Below are 21,940 nucleotides of genomic sequence, written 5' to 3'. Positions count from 1 at the left end.
GTGACATTCCGCGCGCGGGCGGCGGTTATGGTGCCGCCATGTTCGGGATCATCAGGCCGTGCCGGCATCGGCTTTCCGCCCGGTTGCACGCCGATTGGATGGCTCATCTGTGCGGGCTTTGCCTGGCGCTGCGGGACGAGCACGGCCAGTTCGCGCGCATGGTCACCAACTACGACGGGCTCGTGATCTCCGCGCTCGTCGAGGCCCAGACGCCGCGGGGCGCCGGCAGGCGTGACGCCGGTCCGTGCCCGTTGCGGGCGATGCGCGGGACCTCGGTCGCGATCGGTTCGGGCGCGCAGCTGGCCGCCGCGGTGTCACTGGTCCTCGCTTCGGCGAAGATGAGCGACCACGTCGAGGACGGCGACGGCGCGTTCCGCCGGGCTCCGGTCGCGCTCGCCGCGCGTCGGGTCGCCTCACGCTGGGCCAACCAGGGCGGCCGGACGGGCGCGCGGATCGGCTTCGACACCGCGGTGCTGACCGAGGCCGTCGACAGGCAGGCCGAGGTGGAACGCGCCCTCGGCTTCGGTGACTCGGCGCTGCTGGCCACCGAACCGACCGAGCTGGCCACCTCCGCCGCGTTCGCACAGACGGCCGTGCTCGCGGGCCGTCCCGGGAACGTCGCCCCGCTGGCCGAGGTCGGCAGGTTGTTCGGCCGCGCGGCACATCTGCTGGACGCCGTCGAGGACAGGATCGCCGACGAAGCGGCCGGCGCGTGGAACCCGCTGCTCACCACCGGAACCAACCTGGAGCAGGCCAGAAGGCTGTGCGACGACGCTGTGCTCGGCGTCCGGCTCGCGCTGGCCGAAGCGGAGTTCACCGACGCCAAGCTGGTGCACGCGCTGCTGGTGCACGAACTCCAGCACGCCGTCCAGCGGACCTTCGGCCACGCCGGCGCGCACGATCACAATCATGAGCATCCGCCCGGCTGGATCGGCGGCGGTCCCACTCCGCAGGGTTCCGGCCCGCATGCGCCGCAGTCCGCGAACCCGCCTCCCGGCACTCCACCCGCGGCCGCGACCGGACCCGACGGCCCGCCGCCCGAGGAGCCGAAACCGGAGTCACTGGACGGCAAGGGCGGCTGCTGCTGGTACCCGAAGTTCGCCGTCCCGGCGAGGAAACGGAACTTCTTCGCCGGCTGCGCCATCGCGACCTACATGTGCTGCAGCTGCCAGTTCTGCTGCCGTGACCCGTTCCCCGGACCATGGAGCGGAAAGCCACACGACACCGCCTGCGACGGGTGCGATTGCTGCGACTGCGACTGCGACTGCGACTGTGATTGCTGCGGGTGCTGACCCCGTTTACATACACGATTGGTCTGTCACCCCATAAGGTGATCTCGTGCTGGATGAAGCGGTCGTCTCGGAACGGATCAAGAGCGTCGCGGCCGGACTCGCCGGAAAAGCGGGCGAACTCACGGGCGACCTCGTAAAACTGTACGAAAAGGAGCTCCCGCAGCTCGTCCACGACGACGAGCGCATGGTGAGCCTGCTGTCCGCGAGCGTCTACCAGAACCTCGAAACCGGGTTGCAGATCTTCCAGCACGGCATCGATCCCACCCGGGTCGAAGCGCCCGCCGCGGCGATGGAGTACGCGCGGCGCCTGGCCCAGCGGGGCACTCCGGTCATCGACCTGATCCGTGCCTACTACCTCGGGCAGACCGCGATCCTCGACTACGCGATCGCCGAGACCACCGGTAAGATCGACGACCCGATCCTGTTCGGCGCCATGATGCGCCACCTGCTGACGGGTACCTTCGCCTTCATCGACAGGGTGAGCCAGCAGGTCGTTTCGGCCTACCAGGAGGAACGGGACCGCTGGCTGTTCAACCGGAGCGCGGTGCGGACGGCCAGGGTACGGGCGCTTTTGGACAGTGACGGTTCGCTGCTCGACATCGACGGCGTGGACGTCGAGGCCACCGAAGCCGCGCTCGGCTACCGCATGCGCGGGGTCCACCTGGGAATGATCGTGTGGCACACCTCCGACGCGTACGCCGGTGACGCGCTGGGCGCGCTGGAGGCGCTGGCCGTCGAACTGGGGAAGCGGCTGGAAGGCGACGGCCGTCCGCTGTTCGTGCCGCGGGACGAGTCGAGTGCCTGGGTGTGGCTGCCGCTGGCGTCCGCCGCGTTCCCGGATAGTGAACTCCTCGACCAGGCGCTCGCGAGCAGTGAGCCGGGTGTCCGGCTGTCCCTCGGCGAGCCGGGGCTGGGTATCCAGGGGTTCCGCCACACCCACCAGCAGGCGCTGCGGGTGCACGCCCTCGCGCTGGCCGCCGGCGAGCACTGCGACCGCGCGCTGACCTTCCGCGAGGTCGGGACGATGGCGTTGATGACCTCGGACCTGGGTGCGGCGCGGCTCTGGGTCGCCGACACCCTCGGCGCGATGAGTGCCGACGACAGCAACTGCGAACGCTTGCGCGACACGCTGCGTGTCTTCCTCGCGACGGGCAGCAGCTATACCGCCGCGGCCGCCGCGCTCACCATGCACAAGAACTCCGTGCAGTACCGCGTGCGCAAGGCCCAGGAACTCCTGGTCAGGCCGATCACCGAAAACCGCCTCGACGTCGAACTCGCGCTGAACCTCTGTCACCGGCTGGGCGCCGCAGTGCTGTCTTGAAGCCCAAAACACGAAAATGACGGGATGACGCTGCCGAAACACCCCTGATTTTTGGTGTTTCGCACCACTGATGTCGAAGATCCTTGGGTCGCCGACACGAAGAGCTTTACTCCGTTCGGACCTAACCTTCACCCATGGGTGAACAAGGTGGGGCTCTCGCACTCGTCCGACTGCGCCGAGGCGTCGTCGGCGAGAGCAGACGCGTGATCCACCTGATCCCCGTGCCGACCGAAGGCGCTCTGCCCGGGCACCTGACGGCGTTGTGCGGCGAAGAGGTTTACCCCGGCCAGGCCGAGATGCTGGACAGGCTGTGCGGAATGCCGTGCCAGACCTGTCTGCTGCGCTCGCCCGCGCCCGCTCCGGATTTTCTCGCCGCGGCAGGGTGAGCCTCGCCGCGGCAGGGTGAGCCACGCCTGACCGGCCTGAAACTGTCGGTGGGGGCGTCTACCCTGGATCCCGTGGCTTTCGCAACCGAACATCCCGTACTCGCCCAGTCCGAATTCCGACCTGTCTCCGAGATCCCTCGGTCGGGCGGCCGGTTCGAGGTGGTCAGCGACTACAAGCCCGCCGGTGACCAGCCGGCCGCGATCGACGAGCTGGAGAAGCGGGTCAACGCCGGCGAGAAGGAGGTCGTCCTCCTCGGTGCCACCGGTACCGGCAAGTCGGCGACCACGGCCTGGCTCATCGAGCGGGTCCAGCGCCCCACCCTGGTGATGGCGCCGAACAAGACGCTCGCCGCCCAGCTGGCCAACGAACTGCGGGACCTCTTCCCGAACAACGCCGTCGAGTACTTCGTCAGTTACTACGACTACTACCAGCCCGAGGCGTACATCGCGCAGACGGACACCTACATCGAGAAGGACTCGTCGATCAACGACGACGTCGAGCGGCTTCGGCACTCCGCGACGATGAACCTGCTGTCCCGGCGCGACGTCATCGTGGTCGCCAGTGTCTCCTGCATCTACGGTCTCGGTACGCCGCAGTCCTACCTGGACAGGTCGAGCAGCCTGAAGGTGGGCATGGAGCTGTCGCGGGACGTGTTCCTGCGCGCGCTGGTGGACATCCAGTACACCCGCAACGACATGGCGTTCGCACGCGGCACGTTCCGCGCGCGGGGTGACACCGTCGACATCATCCCGGCGTACGAGGAGCTGGCGATCCGCGTCGAGTTCTTCGGTGACGAGATCGAGAAGCTGTACTACCTGCACCCGCTCACCGGCGACATCGTCAACGAGGTCGACGAGCTGCGGATCTTCCCGGCCACGCACTACGTCGCCGGGCCGGAGCGGATGGAAAAGGCCATCAAGGGCATCGAGGCCGAGCTGGAAGAGCGGCTCGCCGGGCTCGAGAAGGCCGGCAAGCTGCTGGAGGCCCAGCGGCTGCGGATGCGGACCAGCTACGACATCGAGATGATGCGCCAGGTCGGGTTCTGCTCGGGGATCGAGAACTACTCGCGGCATATCGACGGCCGTCCCGGCGGCACCTCGCCCGCGACGCTGATCGACTACTTCCCGGACGACTTCCTGCTCGTCATCGACGAGTCACATGTGACAGTGCCGCAGATCGGCGGCATGTACGAGGGTGACATGTCGCGTAAGCGGAACCTCGTCGAGCACGGGTTCCGGTTGCCGAGCGCGATGGACAACAGGCCGCTGACCTGGGAGGAGTTCTCCGACAGGATCGGCCAGACGGTGTACCTCTCGGCGACGCCGGGGCCGTACGAGATGGGCCAGACCGGCGGCGAGTTCGTCGAGCAGGTCATCCGGCCGACCGGCCTGATCGACCCGCAGGTCATCGTCAAGCCGACCGAGGGCCAGATCGACGACCTGGTCCACGAGATCAGGATCCGCGCGGAGAAGGACGAGCGCGTCCTGGTCACCACACTGACGAAGAAGATGTCCGAGGACCTCACGGACTACCTGCTCGAGCTCGGCATCCGCGTGCGGTACCTGCACTCCGAGGTGGACACCCTGCGCCGAGTCGAGCTGCTACGGCAGCTTCGCGCGGGGGATTACGACGTCCTGGTCGGGATCAACCTGCTGCGTGAGGGACTCGACCTGCCCGAGGTATCGCTGGTGTCGATCCTGGACGCCGACAAGGAGGGCTTCCTGCGGAGCGGGACGTCGCTGATCCAGACGATCGGCCGTGCCGCCCGAAACGTGTCCGGTCAGGTCCACATGTACGCGGACAGGATGACCGACTCGATGAAGCGCGCGATCGACGAGACGGATCGCCGCCGTGCCAAGCAGGTCGCGTACAACCTGGAGCGCGGGGTCGACCCACAGCCGCTGCGCAAGAAGATCGCGGACATCCTCGACCGCGTCTACGAAGAGGCCGAGGACACTCAGGAGCTCGCCGTCGGCGGTTCCGGGCGGAACGTCTCGCGCGGCAAGCGGTCCGAGCAGGGGGACAGGCCTCGCAGCTCGGGCGTGCTGGTGGACAAGGACGTCACGACCATGCCGCGGGCCGAGCTCGCGGACCTCATCCAGCAGATGACCGACCAGATGATGCAGGCCGCCCGCGACCTGCAGTTCGAACTCGCCGCCCGCCTCCGCGACGAGGTCGCCGAACTCAAAAAGGAACTACGAGGAATGGACGCCGCGGGCCAGAAGTAAGGCCGCCGCTCCTGACTCAAGTGCAGTCTGCGCGCGCCCAAGTGCATTCCACGCGCACCCGAACGCACCCCGTGCACGCGCCCCTACCCAGACGGGCAACACGACCGCACGGTCCGGTAGGTGTGTTCCCCGGGTGGGGAGGCCGCTAGAGGCGGGGGCGGGTGGTGAGGAGCGGGTCGGCGTCGAAGCCGGGGAAACCGGCGGGGGACAGGGAACGGGCCGCGGGGGCGGGAGTCTCGGGGAGACCGGCCCAGCGGCGGACGGTGGCCGTCGCCTCGGCGGCCTGCGCGGCGGGGAGCTGCGCGATCCGGGCGCCGTGGTTACCGCCGGGCACGTAGTAGCGGTACGAGTCGCGCGAGCCGAAGCCGAGTTCGAACGGTTCCGCCGCCCACGGGTCGTTCTCGCCGTAGACGAACAGCATCCGCTTGGCCTGCGACTTCACCCAGAAGTCGATGTCCGGCATCGCGACGTAGTCGAAGCGCGGGATCTTGACCGAGTCGGGCACGAAGGTCGAGGCCACGTTCGCGCCCGGGTAGCGCAGCAGGTCCTTCAAGTAGCTCTCGTACGATTCGGGCGAGCCGAGCTGCGCGGCCGCCTGGTAGTAGTACGGGACGAACATCTCGAGGCCCTGGTCGGAGTAGGTGTTGAGGCTTTCGACCCGCTCGAAGAACGCGTAGACGTCTTGCGCGCTCGCCCCGGCAGCGGGAACGTCCGCGCAGCCGGCCTGCGTCTGGTACTGCCAGAACGCGAAGTACGAGTCGATGACGGAGATCTCGAGCGACTTGTCCGCCGAGCCGACGATGGAGAACGTCAGTCCCTGGGCGGCCGCGTCCTTCGCGGCGATCGCGCCGAGCTCGTCGCGCCGCTTCAGCGCGTCACGCTGGATGGCCTTGAGCGCGGCGCGGCAGGCCGGGTCGTTGCCGACGTTCGCCAGGAAGCGGTTGTACACGTCGACCGGGTTGATCACGTCATTCGGTGCCACGTAAGGGATCGTGGCGTCGACGTCGTTCGGGAAGAAGCGGCGGAAGTACGTCGCCGTCATCCCGCCCTTGCTGCCGCCGGTGGCCAGCCACTTCGCCTGGTAGATCGACTTGAACGCCTGCACCGCGCGGTGCTCGTCGGCCGCGGCCTGCCAGATGGTGAGCTGCTTGCCCCAGTTCTCCGGCTGCGGCCGCGAAGGCGTGAAGTAGCGGTACTCCATCGACAACTGGTTGCCGTTGACGATCTGCGTCGGCTCCGAGCGGTTCGGCGACTCCGACACGTTGTAGCCACTCGTGAACGCGACCGTCGGGGCGCTGACATCGCGGTGCAGCAAGGTGAACCGCTGCTCGAACGTGCCCGCGCGCGGGTCGCGATGGTCCGCGGGCTGCGTGAACGTCAGCTTGAAGAAGCGGTACCCGGCGGGCGCGGCGTTCTCGGAGACGATCGTGAGCCCGGGAATGTGCTCCAGCGCGGTCTTGATGTCTTCGGAAGCCGCGTTGGCGGCCGGGGCGAGGGTCACCGCCGTCACCATGGCCACCAGTACCGTCGAACATTTCACCAGAAGCCTGCGCATGGACCCCTCCGCGATCGAATTTCCCCAGCTGAGGGATCTTCACAGAACGCGGCGTGGTGGGCAATGGGCCATCCGGCGTCCCGGCTGGTCGGAAATCGACGCCTCAGCGTTTGCCGAGCACGCTTTCCACGTACGCCTTGATGGACTGCGACGCTTCCGGCGTGCTCCACAGCTCCTGGACGTAGGCGTCGTCCCCGGCACGGCTCTCCGCGATCCGCTGGTGGAAGGGCTGGTGCAGCTGGGCTTTGGTGTGTGCGAACGTCCGCGGGGGCACGACGCCGAGCTGCGCGGCGAGCGCGACCGCGCCCGTGAGGACGGCGACGGGCTCGGCCAGTTCGTCGGCCAGTCCGAGCGCCAGCGCTTCTTCACCTTCATACGTACGGCCGAAGTAGGTCAGCTCGGTGAGCCGGCGTTCGCCGTAGGCACAGCGCAGGATTTCCAGTGCCGACAACGGAAACGGTACGCCGACGAGCAGCTCCGTCACGCCGACGCGGCCGTGTGACGCATTCAGCACCCGCCGGTCGCAGGCGGCGGCCAGCACCGCCCCGCCCGCGATCGCGTGCCCGTTGACGGCCGCGATGATCGGCTTCGGAAAGCCGAACACGGCGAGAAAAGCGTCGGAAAGCGCCGGCAGGAACTCCGCGATGTAGGCGGCACCGCCGTCGTGGACGCGGCGCAGGTCGACCCCGGCGGAGAAGACGCCCCCGGTCCCGGTCAGGACCGCCGCGCGGTACCCGTTGTGCTCGACGTGGTTCAGCCGCTCGACGAGTTCCACGCACAGCTCGGTGTCGATGGTGTTGGCCTTGCCGTGGTCCATCCGGAGGACGGCGACGTCCCCCTCGGCTTCGACGTGGATCGACGACGTCGGCACGAGCCCTCCCCGCGGGTTGACGGCAACTCCGGGGCCGACATTACGGGGAATCGGCGTCGCGAAGCCACTCCAAAAGCGTTCGGTAGACCTCGTCGCGGTGCATCAGGTCGAAGTGGTTCATCCCGCCGACCCACCGGCGCTCCGCCACCTGCGCGGTGTCGACGGCGCTCTTCGGCATCACCAGCAGATCGCCCAAACCCCGTGCCAGCAAGCTGTTCTCGCTGCGGGCGAGGGTCGCGGCGAGGAAGTACTGGCGGACGCCCTCCGGGAGGAAGGTGTCGACCGGAGTATCGGTGCGCCGGACGGCGTCGGGGTCGCCGCCCGTCCACTGCTCCTCGTGCAGGAAGCCGTACCGCAGGTCCTTGACGCCCGGGCTGCGCAACGCCAGCAGGTCACCGAGCGGCGCCGACTCCTCGAACCGGCGCAACGCCCAGGCCGCCAGGTTCGCACCGCGCTCCAGCGGGGCACCGGTGTGCGGCACGCCGAGGCAGACCAGCCGAGTGACGAGCGGCAGCCACGGCAGTTCGGCGGCTTGGTGGACCGCGCTGCGGGTGACCAGCCCGCCCATCGAGTGTCCGATGAGGACGATGCCGGTCACCGGAACCGGCCACGCGCCAACGAGTTCGGTGAGCACAGCGGTGAGTTCTCGGCCGTTCTCGGAGATGTGCTTGCCGGTGTTGTAGCGGAAATAAACCTGGCTGGTGCCCAGATCCGCCGTCAGTCGCGTGCCGAAGTCCGGTCGCTCCGCGCGGAACCACCAGCGCTCGGTCTCGATCAACCCGTGCAGGAACACCACGAGCTTCCCCGACGCGTCCGGGTACGCCTCGGCCAGCGCGGCCGTGTCGATCGGGACCCGCCGATGGTCGACCCGCAGCGTCATCCGGCTGGGCAGGAGGTCTCCCCGTATTTCGGCCCGCGCGCCGAAAGCGCCGTTGAGCACACCCGTTGTCGCCTGCCCGACCGGGGATTCCACGAGAGTGCCCTCCGGGCGCAAAGTCCCCGCGACCCGGGACGCCGCTTCGACAACAGCGCCGCCCATCGCGATTCCCGTCCGCACGCTGCCGTAGACCAGCCCGGAAACGCTGTCGTGTAAGGCTTTCGCGGGCAACGCGACGTCACCGGCCACACCGAACGCACGGCGGGCGATCGCGCGGTGCATCCGCTGCACGGTGCCGGTGATGCCGCCCGCGGTGTCGCTCAGGAGCCGCGCCGCACCACCGAACTCGTCGGCCGCCGTCCCGCCCATCCGGGCCCCTCACCTTGTCCGCAAAGCCACCATGGCCACCTTAGTCGCGTTCAACGCGCCCACCCGTCTCCCTCCGCCACCCTCAACGGAGACGCTGCGCGTCCAGCTTTGATTCAAGGTGGCCATGGTGTAACCGCAAGGGGTCAGCTGGTGACGTCCTTCGTGGAGAACCGCCGTGCCGCGAGCAGCATGAACACGGTTCCGTAGATGACCGAAGAAAGCAGCCCGCTGGCCATGTTCGTCCAGTCGATATCCGTCGAGATCAGATCGATCCAGGCGAACGAATAGTGCGTCGGCAGGTAGTTCCGCAGGGTGCCGAGCGCGGTGATCTGGTCCAGGATCTGCGAAAGGATCGCGGCCAGCACCGCACCGCCCACAGCACCGAGTGGCGCCTCCGTCGACACGCTGAGCAGCAGCGCGAGCCCCGCCACCCAGGCCAGCTGGAGCACGATGTAAACCGTGGCCAGCAGCATCGCGATGATGCTGTCGCCGAAGCCGATCGCGTCGCCGGTCGGGCTGATCGCGTCGCCGGCGCCGTACCAGAGCACGCCCGCCACCAGCGAGACCAGCGGCAGCAGTACGAGCGCCAACGTCGACAGCAGCCCGGAGACGACAGCCTTCTGCCGGAGCAACCTGTGCCGTGGCACCGGGATCGCCAGCAGGTACTTCAGGCTCGACCACGACGATTCGCTCGCGATGGTGTCACCGAAGAACAGCGCGACGATCATCGGCAGCAGGAACGTCCCGGAGACGAACAGGGCCAGCACCACGAAGTTCGGCGCGCTCACGGTGGCGAGGTCGACGAACCCGCCGGAGCGCTGGTTCGAGTTCGCGTTCCCGATCTGGAACGCGATCACCAGGATGAACGGCAGAAGTACCACGAACCCGAGCAGCAGCTGCGTTCGACGGCGGCGGATCTGCCGTTGGAGCTCCACCCCGAGCCGCAGCGTCCGCGAAGCGCGGTAGCCCGCGACAGCGCCGTCCGGGCCGACTTCGGTCTGCTCGAGCGTCGCGGCGTCGGTCAGCTCCTGCAGTGCGCTCGGGTCGGTGTGCACCCCGTGGTCGACCACGGCGTTCGCCTTGTCGGTCTTGCTCATTTGATCGAGTCCTCTCCGACAAGCTGCAGGAAGGCGTCTTCGAGCCGTCGCCGCGGCCCGGCCTGTTCGACGGCCACCCCCGACTTGACCAGCATGGCCACGGCTTCCGAGCGCGGCATCCCGTCGAGATCCGCGTGGACGAGGTCACCCTCGACGTCGACACTGAGCACTCCGGTGAAGGCGCGCAGCGCTTCGGCCGCCGCCTCCGGCTGGTCGACGCGGAACGTCGCTTCGCCACCGGCCGCCGCGATGTCGGCGACCTCGCCGGACGCGACCAGCGACCCCCGGTGCATGACCACCACGTGGGTACAGGTCTGTTCGACCTCGGCCAGCAGGTGGCTCGACACCACCACGGTCCGTCCCGTCGCGGCGTAGCGCTGCAGGACCTCACGCATCTGGTGGATCTGGGGCGGGTCGAGCCCGTTGGTCGGTTCGTCGAGCACCATCAGCTCCGGCAGGCCGAGCATGGCCTGCGCGATCGCGAGCCGTTGCCGCATACCTTGGCTGTACGTCTTCACCCTGCGGTGCACGGCGTCGCCGAGCCCGGCGATCTCCAGCGCCTCGGAGAAGTGCGCCCGCTCCGGGGGACGCCCGGTGGCGGCCCAGTAGAGCTTGAGGTTCGCCTCACCGGAGAGATGCGGCAGGAAGCCCGCACCCTCCACAAAGGACCCGATCCGGGACAGCACCGGCGCGCCGGGGGCGATCTTGTGGCCGAACACCCGGATGTGCCCGGCGGACGGCGTGATCAGGCCCATCAGCATACGCAGCGTCGTCGTCTTGCCGGCGCCGTTGGGGCCCAGCAGGCCGAGTACCTGGCCGGGCTCGACCCGGAACGACAGGTCCTTCACCGCGACGAAGCCGCCGGGGTAGGACTTCGAGAGTCCTTCGATCACCAGCGGGTACTTCGCCAGGTCCTCGTCGACATCGTGGGCACGACGGCGGCGGAAGGCCGCGAAGACGGTCAGTACCAGCGCCGCGAGCAGTGTGCCCGCGATGCCGAACAGCTGCCCGGACGGCCAGCCCGCGCTGACGGCCGTGCCCGGGACGACCGGGACGCCGAGTGTCGCACCGTCGGCCAGGGAGACCTGGTAGACGGCCGGGGCCGCGGAAGACGCGTACGCCTGGTCGGTCGTGCCGACCACCAGCCGCAGTGAGTGGCCCGCTTCGATGGGCCGCACGATGCCCGGCAGCGTCACCGTGACCTCGACCGGCGAACCGTTCGCCGGCAGCCCGGAGACCCGCAGCGGCGCGATCGAGTTCGCGGGCAGGACGCGGCTGCCGTCGGGGCCGACGTCGTAGAGCTTCGCGAAGAGCACGGCTTCCGGCGAAGGCGCGGTCACGGCCGGATCGGCGGCCACCCGCAGGCGGACGGTCGACGAACCGGTGATGATCAGCTGGGAGTTCAGCGGCGCGGTGGTGAACTGCGCCGCCTGGCCCGGCGGATCGACGCTGAACAGCCCGGCCAGCCGCGACGAGCTGCTCGCCAGCGCGTTCAGGCCGGGAAGCCCGCTGACCGCGGGGGGATTGCCGCCGGCCGGGTTCACGATCGACTGGGACGGTCCGGCCAACGCCAGCTGACGGCGTTCGGTGGTGTCCCCGGCGAGCCCGGGGTAGGTCGGCGCGTTCACCGAGCGGACCGACGGGGTTCCGTTGGCGCGCAACGTGCCCTGGATGTCGTAGCTGAACTCGGTGCCGGGATCGGTGCCCTTGCCGGTGAGCTGGAACGACAGGAAGTCGGCGATCTTGCCGCGCAGCTGGGGTCCCGGCTTCCCGCCGTCGTGGCCGCCGGTGTACCAGATGGTCTTGACCTTGCCGCCGGCCGCGGTGATCTGGCGCGCGGTCGCGTCGGACTGGTCGAGGCCGAAGAGCGTGTCGCTCTCACCCTGCACGAGCAGCGTCGGCACGGTGATCTTGTCGGTCACCGAAACGGGGGAGACGCGGTGCAGGAGGTCGAGCGTCTGCGCGCTCGCCTTCCCGGTGGTCGCCAATTCGGTGTACGCCTGGCATGCCTCCTGCGTGAACCGCCCGCAGGGATCGGCCGTCGGGGCCGGACGCGGATCGCCGGGCTGGGCGCCACCTCCTCCCCCGGCCGACGACGTCTGACCGTTGTCGGTGGTCTCCTGGCCGGGCTCCGGGGCGTCGTTGCTGGGGCTGCCGGAACTCGCCGCCCCCGTTCCCGCGGAGAAGAAGATGCCCGCCCACGACTTCTTGAACACGCCGTCGGCGGTGAACGCGCCTGCGGCGGGCGTGCCCGCCGGGGCCGCGGCCGTGGTGGCGGTGTTGGGCACGAGGCCCTGTGCCAGGTCGTTGTAGGTGATCACCGGGGCGATCGCGTCGACTCGCTTGTCGGTGCCGGCGAGCAGCAGCGACAGCGCGCCGCCGTAGGAAGCGCCGGTGACCCCGATCTTCGGGTCGCCGTTCGCGTCCGTGCTGACCTGGTGCCCGGCGACGAGCCCGTCGATCAGCTTGCTCGCGTCCGCGACCTCGAAGCGCGGGTCGTTGAGCGAGATCTTGCCGGTGCTCTTGCCGAACCCGCGGGCCGACCAGGTGAGCACGAGGAAGCCGCGATCGGCCAGCTCACGCGCTTCGGTGGCGACGCTGTTCTTGTCACCCCCGAAGCCGTGCGCGAGCAGGACCGCGGGGGCCGGCGTCTGCTCGGGGGTGTAGAGCGTCGTGTCTATTTGCACCTGATCGGGTGAGCCTGGTGCGGCGGGTACGGGGACCATGGCGTCCTGGGTTTTCACCGCGGACGGTGCTGGTCCACTGCTGAACCAGACGAATCCGGCGGCGACCAGCACGAGGATGGCCAGTGTCAGGGCCAGCAGGCGGCTGCCGCGGGTTCGGGGTAGCGGAATTCGGGGCACAGGTGTGACCGTAGGTGATGTTTCCTGAGAGTCTCTCCGCGGCCTCACGCGGATATGACACGAATGGCCGCCGCTCATAGAGTGTGACGCACGTTACCGCACCAACTCAGTGACGGAGGCAACCTCAGCTGGCTTTCTCCGTCAGGAACGGTCAAACTAGACAGGTTGTGGAGGGGAGTATTCCTTCGCGGCGATGTCGTCAGCACGGCTGCCCTAGGCGCCCGGCATCGTCGGTCGGCATTTCGTAGCCGGCGGAAGAGACCTCCGGCTAGTTGCTGATGCTGTGCACTAACCGGAGGTTTCAGTACATGTCTGTTCCCCTGTGGCTATGGATCGCGACGATCATCGGACTTCTGGTCCTGATCGCGATCGATCTGGTCATCGTCGACCGCAAGCCCCATGAGGTGACCACCGGCGAAGCCGCCAAGTGGGTCGTCTTCTATGTCTCCTGCGCGATCCTGTTCGGGATCGGCGTCTTCCTCTTCGCCGGGAACGACTACGGCGTCCAGTTCTTCACCGGTTACATTACCGAGTACTCGCTCAGCGTCGACAACCTGTTCATCTTCATGGTGATCATGGCGTCGTTCAAGGTACCTGTCATTCACCAGCACCGGGTGCTGCTCATCGGAATACTGCTCGCCCTCGCCATGCGCAGTGCGTTCATCGCCGTCGGCGCCGCGCTCATCGCGCAGTTCGTGTGGGTGTTCTTCCTCTTCGGCGCGATTCTCGTGTGGACCGCGGTCAGCATGGTCCGCAGCAAGGACGAGGACGAGGAATACCAGGAAAACGCTGTCACGCGGATGGTGCGGAAGGTCTTCCCGGTCACGGACGATTACCACGGCTCGAAGTCGTTCATCAAGAAGGACGGCAAGCGCTGGATCACCCCGATGTTCGTGGTGATCGTGGCCATCGGCAGTGCGGACCTGCTGTTCGCGGTGGACTCGATCCCGGCGATCTTCGGTATCACCCAGGAAGCGTTCCTCGTGTTCACCGCCAACGCCTTCGCGCTGATGGGACTGCGGCAGCTCTACTTCCTGCTCGGTGGCCTGGTCACCAAGCTGGTTTACCTGTCCTACGGGCTCGCGGTCATTCTCGCCTTCATCGGCGCGAAGCTGTTCCTGCACGCATTGCACGAGTACCACGTGGTGCCGGACTGGCTCGATATCAACAACTGGATGTCCCTCGGCGTGATCGTCGTCGTCCTGACGGTGACGACGCTGCTCAGTCTCCGGAAAGCCAAGAAGAACGAGGCACTCGCGCTGACTGAAGAGTCGGTTGAGGCAAACAGGTAGTTAGAACGGCTAACTATCGGGTACGGTCGGTCTCGTGCGTCCTTCTGACATCGAAACCCTGACGGTGCCCCGAACGCTCACCCTTCGGGGTGGAGTGTTGCTGGCCGGCCTTTCCCGTCCCGATCTCAAGACCAACACCTACCGCGGGCATATCCGCAAGGTCGGTCTCGATGGTACGGAAGGGCCTTGGACGCAGGGTGAACGCGACTCGGCGCCGTCGATTTCCCCGGACGGCCGCTGGGTCGCGTTTCTGCGTTCCGGCGAGGGTGAAGGCCCGGTGGCCAAGCCGCAGTTGCACGTCATGCCCGTCGGCGGTGGCGAGTCGAAGCGCCTGACGGAGTCCCCGCTCGGTGTCGGCGCGCCCTCGTGGGCGCCCGATTCCCGGCGCGTCGCGTTCACCGCGCGGATCCCGGAGGCGGGCCGCTACGGCACCGCCGAGCCGGACGGCGAGCCGGTCAAGGGCGAGGAAGAAGCACCCCGCCGGATCACCCGGCTCGACTACCGCATCGACGACATCGGCTTCCTCGGCGACCGCCCGCAGCTCCTGTTCGTGCTCGACGCCGTCGCCGCGCTGGACGCCGACGAGCTGCCGGAGCTCACTCCTCTGACCGGGGGCACCGACGTCGACAATCCGGTGTGGACACCCGACGGCAAGACCGTGATCGTGGGCGCCGGCCGGGACTGGGGCCGCAAGGAGACCGAGCAGAGCGACCTCTACGCGATTCCCGCCGCGGGTGGTGAACCGCGGCTCCTCGTCCGCAGCGCCGGTTCCGTCTACAGGTGGGCCGTCTCCGAGGACGGTGTGCTCTGGTACATCGGGGCGGAGTTCCCCGACGGCAGCCAGGAAGCCCGTAACGCCGGACTGTGGTCGGCCGTACTGTCCGAAGGTGACGGTCCCATTGAGACACGCAGGCTGACCGAGATCGAGTCGGTCGACTGCGATTCGGGCGCCGGGGCGCCGGTGCCTTTCGGCGACGAGATCCTCGTGGCCGTCCGGAATCGCGGCGCTGTCGAGCTGCGCGCGGTTCCCCGCGACGCCGACCTCGCGCCGCTCGACTCGCTGCGTCGCCTCGCCGGTGAGCGGGCCGCCGTCCACGCCTTCGCCGCCGAAGGGTCCACTGTGGCCGCGGTGATCGCGACACCGCAGAGCGCCGGTGAGGTCGTGCTGCTCGCCGACGGAACCGAACGGATCCTGACCGACTACTCGGAAGCCTTGCGCGACAAGGGAATCCGGCCGGTCGAAGAACTGAACACGAAGTCCGCTGACGGTCACCCGGTGCACGGCTGGCTGGTGCTGCCGGAGGGCGAAGGACCGCATCCCGTCCTGCTCGTCGTCCACGGTGGACCGTTCGCGGCCCAGGACTGGGGCCTGTTCGACGAGGCCCAGGTGTACGCGTCCGCCGGATACGCGGTCATCCTCGGCAATCCGCGCGGTTCGGCCGGGTACGGCGAGAGCCACGGCCGCGCGATCGTCCGCGGGTTCGGCACGGTCGACGTCGACGACGTGCTCGCCCTGCTCGACGCCGCGCTGACGCGGCCGGATCTCGACACCGAGCGCGTGGGTGTCATGGGCGGGTCCTACGGCGGTTTCATGACCAGCTGGCTCGCGTCGCACCACGGCGAACGTTTCCGCGCGGCGTGGAGCGAGCGGGCCGTCAACGCGTGGGACTCGATGCTCGGCAGTTCGGACATCGGGTACATGTTCGTCGATGGCTATATCGGCACGGACCTCGCCGAGCAGCGCCGCGTCAGCCCGTTGTCCTACGCCGAGAAGATCGACATCCCGTTCGCGGTGGTGCATTCCGAGCACGACTGGCGGTGCCCGCTGGAGCAGGCGCAGCGGATGTTCGTCGCGCTCAAGCGGGGCGGCACCGACGCCGAACTCCTGCTGTTCCCCGGTGAAGGCCACGAACTGAGCCGGTCCGGCCGCCCCAGGCACCGGGTGCAGCGCTTCGACGCCATCCTCGACTGGTGGTCCCGCCACCTCTGAACCCCGGAATATGTCGACAACTTCCGTTAGGTCCGCTAACGGAAGTTGTCGACATATTCGGGACTTGTGCGGCTGATCACGCGCGTATGAAGATGGGCTCGTGGTCTGGACGGTACGCAAGGGGACGCTGAGCGATGCCCCGGAAGTGGCCAGGGTCAACGTCGAGGGCTGGCGCACGGCCTATCGCGGCATCCTCACCGACGAGTACCTCGACGCGATCAGGTCCGACGACCGGCTGGAACGGCTGGAAGAGCGGCTCACCGCCCGCGAGCCGAGCGCGGTGTTCGTCGCCGTCTCCGACGCGGGGACGGTCGGTGCGTACGGGGGAGTGACGCCGGTCCGGGACGCCGGGGACGAGCATCCCGTCCTGCCGACGGGTGAGTTCGCCGCGCTGTACGCCGACACCGCGTCCCGCGGGACGGGCGCGGGCCACGCGGTGCACGAGGCGGGCCTGGACCATCTCGCCGAGCAGGGTTTCAAACACGTCATCCTCTGGGTCTTCGAGAAGAACGCGCCTTCGCGGCGGTTCTACGAAGCCCGCGGCTGGGCCTGCGACGAAGTCACCAAGGACGGTGTGCTCGGCGGCGCGCGGTTCACCGAGATCCGGTACTCGCGGGCCCTCAATTGAGCATGGTGTAGTTCAGTTCCTGGCACACGCGGCCGAGCGGGACGTCGAGCCCGGGATGGTCCAGTGGCAGCAGGACGTCCGGCGCGATCGGCAGCGCTTCGCCCGCGGGCGGGTCCCAAAGGCACAGTGCCGGGTCGCCCGAGTCCATCGAGGACCGGTACCAGAGCCCGTCGAGATCACCGAAGGCGCCGCGGATCGCGCGGGCCCAGGCTTGCGTGATCTTCTTGGGGCCACTGGAAATCTCCTGTGATGCGCCGACCCGCGTCGGCCACAGCCCGCCGAGGTCGAGCAGCCGCAGTGTCCGGGTGGGACGGACGATCACCAGCCGCGGGCCGCGGGTCTTGCGATCCACTGTGGACGTCGTCTGGAACACCTCGGCGACACTGGTGCGCACGGACAGTCCGAAGTAGAGCACCCCGTTCCCGGCGTCCGTCACGGCCTGCCCGCCGCGCGCCGGTTGCTGCTGGTCGAACCGGCCGTGCGGGAGCGGGCCGGTGTAGCGGAACGAATTCCACTGCTGGGGATGGTTGCCGTGCGCGGTGAAGATCCTGACGAGCCTGGTCGCGGGATGTACCGCTATCACGTCCGCGGTGCGGTGCAGCTCGTTGATCAGGACAGCGCGCGCGGGCGGCAGGGGAAGCCGGGCCATTTGAAGCGGTTCGTCCGTCCTTGTAGGTGATCTTGCCTGGGCTGGGGCTTTCCGGGCGTCGTCGGCCTAGAAAGGCGACCCCAGCATCGCGATCTGCCTCGCGGCGAGTTCGGGGTCGCCACCGGAGAGGAGCCATTGTCGCGGCGTCGCGGGCCGGTCGTTGATCACCAGGTCGGCCTGGGGGGTGCTCATGAAGGCGGCCACCACGAGCGCGGGCTGGTCTTCGGGCAGCGCCCGCAGCACCACTTCGAGGCCGGGGAGCACGCCGGAGCCGTTGAACTGCCAGGACGGCAGCCGCCAGCCGCCGTCCTTCCAGCCGGTGAGCCTGCCTTCCTTCAGCCTGTGCCGGATCCGGCTGTCGTCGACGTTCAACGCGCGGGCGGCCTGGGACACCGTCAGCGCGGATTCGGCGAGCACGGCGTGGGCGGCGACCGTTTTGGCGCGGAAGTCCGCTTCGCCCTCGGCGTACGGGGAGAGGTCGAGCCCGGCGTCGGTCAGCGCGGCCCGCTGGTCGGGGGAGAAGTAGTGCGAAGGGTCGGGGCTCGGTGGCGACAGTTTTCGTGCCGCGTCCTCGACCAGGATGAGGAACTCGGTCGCGTCCACTTTGAGGCCCGCCTTGGCGAGAACGTTCTCCAGTGCGACTGACATCCGCCTAGCTTAGCCTGGATGTGCGGGTTCGTGCGGTCTGTCATCAATCTGTGGGCCAATTCACCAAAGATCGACACTCAGCGCACATAATCAAACACGCGCAGTAGGGATCCTGCGTAAGTGTGCCCGGATCGAGTGGGGTTGTCCAGGCGACGATAGTCGGGAATTCGCGCACCGATACCGCCATCTGTCGACAGATGGCGAAGAAACCGACGCGGGGCAAGTCACCTGGGCGCGTGGCTCGTGAGTGGCTACGAGTGTTCTAACCCTTGTAGCCACTCACGAGAAGGTGACCAACCACGCGGCCGGACGCGCCGTTCGGTCGCCATTGGGTGGGTCAGGGGGTGCGGCGGGAGCTGGCGCGGGCGACGAGGTGGGCTTCGAGGACGGTGGCCGTCGGCTCGTCCGAGCCACCGCCGATCCTGGCCAGCAGGAGTTTCGCGGCGACCGTGCCGATGTCGTAGGCAGGCTGCGTGACCACGGACAGCGGCGGGTCGACCAGGGTGGTCCACGGCGCGTCGTCGAAGGCGACGATGCCGACATCGCGCCCGGCCCGGATTCCCCGCGCCTTGAAGGCCTCCAGCGCGCCGATCGCCATCGTGTTGTTGATGACCAGCAGCGCGTCCGGCGGTTCGGCCGCGTCCAGCAGTTCCGACGTCGCTTCCCGTGCGCCCGCGGACCGGAGCTCCGAGCGGCGGAACAGCTCGGTGGTGATCCCGGCGGCGCGCAAGGCGTCGCGGTAGCCCTCGAGCCTGTCGTCGGCGGTGCGGACGCCTTCCGGCCCGGTCACGCAGGCGATGTGGCGGTAGCCCTCGGCCAGCAGGTGCTCGGTCGCCTCGCGGGCGGCCCGGCGCGTGTCGACGAGGACCTGGTCGCCGGGTTCGGTCGGCAGCGGGCGGTCCACCGCGACGACCGGCGTGCCGCGGTTGCGCAGGACGGAAACGTCCGTCGACCTCCCGGTGGGGGAGATGATCACGCCCGCCACCCGCTCCTGCAGGGCGACGTCGAGGTAGCGGCTTTCCTTCTCCTCGTTTTCGTCGGAGTTGCAGAGCACCACCGAATACCCGGCGGTCTGCGCGATGTCCTCGACGCCGCGGGCGATCGCGGTGAAGAACGGGTTTTCGACGTCGGAGATGATGAGCGCCAGTACCGCTGTCTCCTGGCGGCGCAGGTTCCTGGCCAGCGCGTTGGGGTGGTAGCCGAGTTCGGCCGCGGCCGCCCGGACCTTCGCCGCCAGTGCCGGATCCACAGTGGACTTCCCGTTGAGCGCGCGGGAGACGGTGGCCGTGGACACGCCGGCCCTGGCCGCCACGTCGCTGATCGTCGCCACCGCTTGCCTCCGATTCTCAGCGCCGAGAACCTCTAAAGTAATCGATTACCTGCAGGTTCCGCCACTCGCGGTGTGCCGCGCTGGCCGGGGCGGCCCCGGCTGGATACGGTGAGGTGCGCCCGGGTGACGCGATCTTGTCGCGCCTGTTCAGTCGGCACCGTAGCAGGAGGAATCTTGGTTCGCATCAGCTTCTCACCACGGCCGGGTGCCGTCGACGGGCTGGTGCTGGGTATCGACATCGGAACGTCGAGCTCGAAGGGCGTACTGGTCACCCGCCGGGGTGAGGTTTTCGCCAGGGCGAGCCGGCCACACGAGACGTCCTCTCCCCGCCCCGGCTGGTTCGAACACGATGCCGACGCCGTCTGGTGGGCGGATTTCCTGGCGTTGAGCCGGGAACTGACGGCGGCCGCGGACCGGCGTCCGATCGAAGGGCTCGCCGTCAGCGGGATCGGCCCGGTCCTGCTGCCCGCGGACGCCGGCGGACGCCCGCTGCGGCCCGCGATCCTGTACGGCGTCGACACCAGGGCGAGCCGGGACATCGCCGAGCTGACCGCGGAACTCGGCGCCGAGTCCATTGTGGACCGTTCGGGGAGCGCGTTGTCGTCGCAAGCCGTCGGGCCGAAGTGGCGCTGGCTCGCACGCCACGAGCCCGAGGTGGCCGAGCGCGCCGAACTGTTCTTGATGGCGAGCTCGTACCTGGTCCTGCGGCTCACCGGCGAATATGTACTCGACCATCATTCGGCGAGCCAGTGCGACCCGATGTACGACCTGCGCGCGGGCTCGTGGGCCGAAGACTGGGCGGAGCTCGTCGCGCCCGGCGTCGACCTGCCGAGGCTGGCTTGGCCCACCGAGGTCGTCGGCACGGTCACCGCCGCGGCGGCCGCGGAAACCGGGCTGCCCCAAGGCTTACCGGTCACCGCGGGCACGATCGACGCCTGGGCGGAAGCCGCCAGCGTCGGTGTCACCGAGCCCGGCGACACCATGGTCATGTACGGCACCACGATGTTCCTGGTCCAGGTGCTGGCCGACCCGCGGCCCCGGCCCGGGCTGTGGACCACACGCGGCGCGTTCCCCGGCACGTACTCGCTCGCCGCCGGGATGGCGACCTCCGGCGCCATCACCGACTGGCTGCGCAAACTCGTGGGCATCGACTTCGGTGAGCTGCTGGACGAGGCCGCGCGGGTTCCGGCCGGAAGCCGTGGCCTGCTGATGCTGCCGTACTTCGCGGGGGAGCGGACGCCGTTGTTCGACCCGGCCGCGCGTGGTGTCCTCGCCGGGCTGACCACCGCCCACGGCCGCGCCGAGATCTACCGCGCCGCGCTGGAGGGAATCGCCTACGGCGTCCGCCACAATCTCGAAGCGATGCACGCGGCGGGCGGCGTGGCACGCCGGCTGGTCGCGGTCGGCGGTGGCACCCAAGGCGGACTGTGGACGCAGATCGTCAGCGATGTCACCGGTTCCGAACAGCAGGTGCCGGGCGAAACCATCGGCGCGGCTCTGGGCGACGCGCTCTTGGCCGCCACCGCGCTGGGCTGGGAGCCCCGGGACTGGAACCCCGTGCGAACGGTCGTGAAACCGGACGCGGCCCGCTCGGCGACCTACGACGAGTTCTACCGCCACTACCGCGCGCTGTATACGTCCACAGTGGACATCACGCACTTCCTCGCGGCGCGGCAACGGGACGGGTGAAGAACTCCCCGGGCGTGACGCCGGTGAGTTCGCGGCAGTCCCGGCTCAGATGCGCCTGGTCGGCATAGCCCGCGTCGGCCGCGAGGGACGCCAGTGTCGTGCTGCCCGCCCGCGCGATCGCCCGCTGCAGCCGTGCGACCCGGAGAAACGTGGCGGGTCCGTAGCCGATGGCCTGGGTGAACCGGCGGCGCAGCTGCCGCTCGCTGACCGCGAGGTCGCCGATCGCCGCCGACACCCGTGGGACCCCGGTCTCCAGCCGCCGGACGAGTTCGGCCACTTCGGGATCGGGCGTCGAACGCAGGTTTTCGCCGACGAACCCGGCGAGCGCGGCCGGCTCGGTCAGCAGCCGCTCGGCGGTGAGCACGCCGTGGCGGCCCCAGAGGTCGGCCAGTTCCACCCGCTGGTCGCGCAGTTCGTCGGCGGCGACACCGAGCACCCCCGGCGCGCGGCCCGGCCGGAACCTGATCCCGTGCAGCGTCGAGGTCGACTCCGATTCCCAACCCCGGGTGTCCGGCCCGGCGACGAACACCGCGCCGTCGCCGACGATGAGGTCGAGGCACCCGTCCGGCACGATCCGCTTCGGGCCGTCGTGATGCGACCACCAGAGGCACGAAACGACCTCGGACAGCGGTGCGGGCGGCGGCGTTTCGCGGTACACCCCTCCATCATGCCCACGGATCCCGATATGCGCTGAAGGGGACTTTCACCCTTGAGAAGGAAGTGAAAGTCCCCTTCAGCCCGTTGGTGGGGCACGCACCCGAATGGGTGAACGTTGAAGTTTCTACCGGTCAAGGCTAACAACGAGTCACGTTTTGGCGAGTAACAGGCAACGTGCTTGACGAAAGCGCGATCG

Annotated in this window: 17 protein-coding genes; 8 read left to right on the top strand and 9 right to left on the bottom strand. The window is 68.7% G+C overall.

Annotated elements, in window-relative coordinates:
* Positions 1-38: 38 nt before the first annotated feature.
* From VGP60_RS17410 to uvrB, 4 genes are all read left to right on the top strand, one after another.
* Positions 39-1,292, top strand: a complete 1,254-nt coding sequence (locus tag VGP60_RS17410) for a DUF5685 family protein (RefSeq protein ID WP_327549056.1) — start codon at positions 39-41, stop codon at positions 1,290-1,292.
* A gap of 46 nt (positions 1,293-1,338) precedes the next feature.
* On the top strand, positions 1,339-2,613 hold the full coding sequence (locus VGP60_RS17405) for a PucR family transcriptional regulator (protein ID WP_327549055.1): 1,275 nt from the start codon (positions 1,339-1,341) through the stop codon (positions 2,611-2,613).
* Positions 2,614-2,747: 134 nt separating this feature from the next.
* Positions 2,748-2,999: a hypothetical protein gene (locus tag VGP60_RS17400; RefSeq protein ID WP_327549054.1), complete on the top strand. Its 252-nt coding sequence runs from the start codon at positions 2,748-2,750 to the stop codon at positions 2,997-2,999.
* 72 nt (positions 3,000-3,071) lie between these two features.
* Positions 3,072-5,228, top strand: a complete 2,157-nt coding sequence (uvrB, locus tag VGP60_RS17395) for an excinuclease ABC subunit UvrB (protein ID WP_327549053.1) — start codon at positions 3,072-3,074, stop codon at positions 5,226-5,228.
* 145 nt (positions 5,229-5,373) lie between these two features.
* Here uvrB and VGP60_RS17390 read toward each other — a convergent pair whose 3' ends face one another.
* From VGP60_RS17390 to VGP60_RS17370, 5 genes are all read right to left on the bottom strand, one after another.
* Entirely contained in the window at positions 5,374-6,783 is a 1,410-nt protein-coding gene (locus tag VGP60_RS17390; RefSeq protein ID WP_327549052.1) for a S28 family serine protease, read from the bottom strand.
* A 103-nt stretch (positions 6,784-6,886) separates the two neighbouring features.
* Entirely contained in the window at positions 6,887-7,654 is a 768-nt protein-coding gene (locus VGP60_RS17385; protein WP_327549051.1) for an enoyl-CoA hydratase/isomerase family protein, read from the bottom strand.
* 40 nt (positions 7,655-7,694) lie between these two features.
* Positions 7,695-8,900 (bottom strand): alpha/beta hydrolase, encoded by a 1,206-nt coding sequence (locus VGP60_RS17380; protein ID WP_327549050.1) that lies wholly within the window; start codon positions 8,898-8,900, stop codon positions 7,695-7,697.
* Positions 8,901-9,043: 143 nt separating this feature from the next.
* A complete protein-coding gene (locus tag VGP60_RS17375) occupies positions 9,044-9,997 on the bottom strand; it encodes an ABC transporter permease subunit (protein ID WP_327549049.1) in 954 nt (317 codons plus the stop codon).
* A complete protein-coding gene (locus tag VGP60_RS17370; protein WP_327549048.1) occupies positions 9,994-12,861 on the bottom strand; it encodes an alpha/beta fold hydrolase in 2,868 nt (955 codons plus the stop codon). Before VGP60_RS17370 ends, VGP60_RS17375 begins: the two co-directional genes overlap by 4 nt.
* 308 nt (positions 12,862-13,169) lie before the next feature.
* On the opposite strand from VGP60_RS17370, the gene VGP60_RS17365 reads away from it, so the two are divergent.
* From VGP60_RS17365 to VGP60_RS17355, 3 genes are all read left to right on the top strand, one after another.
* Entirely contained in the window at positions 13,170-14,153 is a 984-nt protein-coding gene (locus VGP60_RS17365) for a TerC family protein (RefSeq protein WP_327549047.1), read from the top strand.
* Positions 14,154-14,187: 34 nt separating this feature from the next.
* The gene (locus tag VGP60_RS17360; protein WP_327549046.1) at positions 14,188-16,143 is read left to right on the top strand and encodes a S9 family peptidase; all 1,956 of its coding nucleotides are present in this window, start codon (positions 14,188-14,190) and stop codon (positions 16,141-16,143) included.
* A 100-nt stretch (positions 16,144-16,243) separates the two neighbouring features.
* Positions 16,244-16,771 carry a GNAT family N-acetyltransferase gene (locus tag VGP60_RS17355; protein ID WP_327549045.1) on the top strand — a complete coding sequence of 176 codons (528 nt, stop codon included), beginning with the start codon at positions 16,244-16,246 and terminating at the stop codon, positions 16,769-16,771.
* Here VGP60_RS17355 and VGP60_RS17350 read toward each other — a convergent pair.
* From VGP60_RS17350 to VGP60_RS17340, 3 genes are all read right to left on the bottom strand, one after another.
* Complete coding sequence (locus VGP60_RS17350; RefSeq protein WP_327549044.1) at positions 16,764-17,420, bottom strand: RES family NAD+ phosphorylase; 657 nt, start codon at positions 17,418-17,420, stop codon at positions 16,764-16,766. The two genes, VGP60_RS17355 and VGP60_RS17350, sit on opposite strands and share 8 nt — an antisense overlap.
* Before the next feature lie 66 nt (positions 17,421-17,486).
* Positions 17,487-18,068, bottom strand: coding sequence for a DNA-binding protein (locus VGP60_RS17345; protein WP_327549043.1), 582 nt, complete (start codon positions 18,066-18,068; stop codon positions 17,487-17,489).
* A gap of 337 nt (positions 18,069-18,405) precedes the next feature.
* On the bottom strand, positions 18,406-19,398 hold the full coding sequence (locus VGP60_RS17340; RefSeq protein WP_327549042.1) for a LacI family DNA-binding transcriptional regulator: 993 nt from the start codon (positions 19,396-19,398) through the stop codon (positions 18,406-18,408).
* A gap of 174 nt (positions 19,399-19,572) precedes the next feature.
* On the opposite strand from VGP60_RS17340, the gene VGP60_RS17335 reads away from it, so the two are divergent.
* Positions 19,573-21,087 carry an FGGY-family carbohydrate kinase gene (locus tag VGP60_RS17335; RefSeq protein WP_414640365.1) on the top strand — a complete coding sequence of 505 codons (1,515 nt, stop codon included), beginning with the start codon at positions 19,573-19,575 and terminating at the stop codon, positions 21,085-21,087.
* On the opposite strand, the gene VGP60_RS17330 is transcribed toward VGP60_RS17335, so the two are convergent.
* Complete coding sequence (locus VGP60_RS17330) at positions 21,050-21,745, bottom strand: helix-turn-helix domain-containing protein (protein ID WP_327549041.1); 696 nt, start codon at positions 21,743-21,745, stop codon at positions 21,050-21,052. The two genes, VGP60_RS17335 and VGP60_RS17330, sit on opposite strands and share 38 nt — an antisense overlap.
* Between the last annotated feature and the right edge of the window lie 195 nt (positions 21,746-21,940).

It is taken from the genome of Amycolatopsis sp. (assembly GCF_036008905.1).
Lineage (GTDB): Bacteria > Actinomycetota > Actinomycetes > Mycobacteriales > Pseudonocardiaceae > Amycolatopsis.
The sequence above is the reverse complement of the archived record's forward strand: the minus strand, read 5'-3'. Positions and strand labels throughout refer to the sequence as shown.

Excerpts from the sequence above, each read along its gene's own strand:
- VGP60_RS17410 (WP_327549056.1), top strand. The coding sequence starts at position 39 with ATGTTCGGGATCATCAGGCCGTGCCGGCATCGGCTTTCCGCCCGGTTG.
- VGP60_RS17400 (WP_327549054.1), top strand. The coding sequence starts at position 2,748 with ATGGGTGAACAAGGTGGGGCTCTCGCACTCGTCCGACTGCGCCGAGGC.
- VGP60_RS17390 (WP_327549052.1), bottom strand. The coding sequence starts at position 6,783 with ATGCGCAGGCTTCTGGTGAAATGTTCGACGGTACTGGTGGCCATGGTG.
- VGP60_RS17380 (WP_327549050.1), bottom strand. The coding sequence starts at position 8,900 with ATGGGCGGGACGGCGGCCGACGAGTTCGGTGGTGCGGCGCGGCTCCTG.
- VGP60_RS17375 (WP_327549049.1), bottom strand. The coding sequence starts at position 9,997 with ATGAGCAAGACCGACAAGGCGAACGCCGTGGTCGACCACGGGGTGCAC.
- VGP60_RS17365 (WP_327549047.1), top strand. The coding sequence starts at position 13,170 with ATGTCTGTTCCCCTGTGGCTATGGATCGCGACGATCATCGGACTTCTG.
- VGP60_RS17350 (WP_327549044.1), bottom strand. The coding sequence starts at position 17,420 with ATGGCCCGGCTTCCCCTGCCGCCCGCGCGCGCTGTCCTGATCAACGAG.
- VGP60_RS17345 (WP_327549043.1), bottom strand. The coding sequence starts at position 18,068 with ATGTCAGTCGCACTGGAGAACGTTCTCGCCAAGGCGGGCCTCAAAGTG.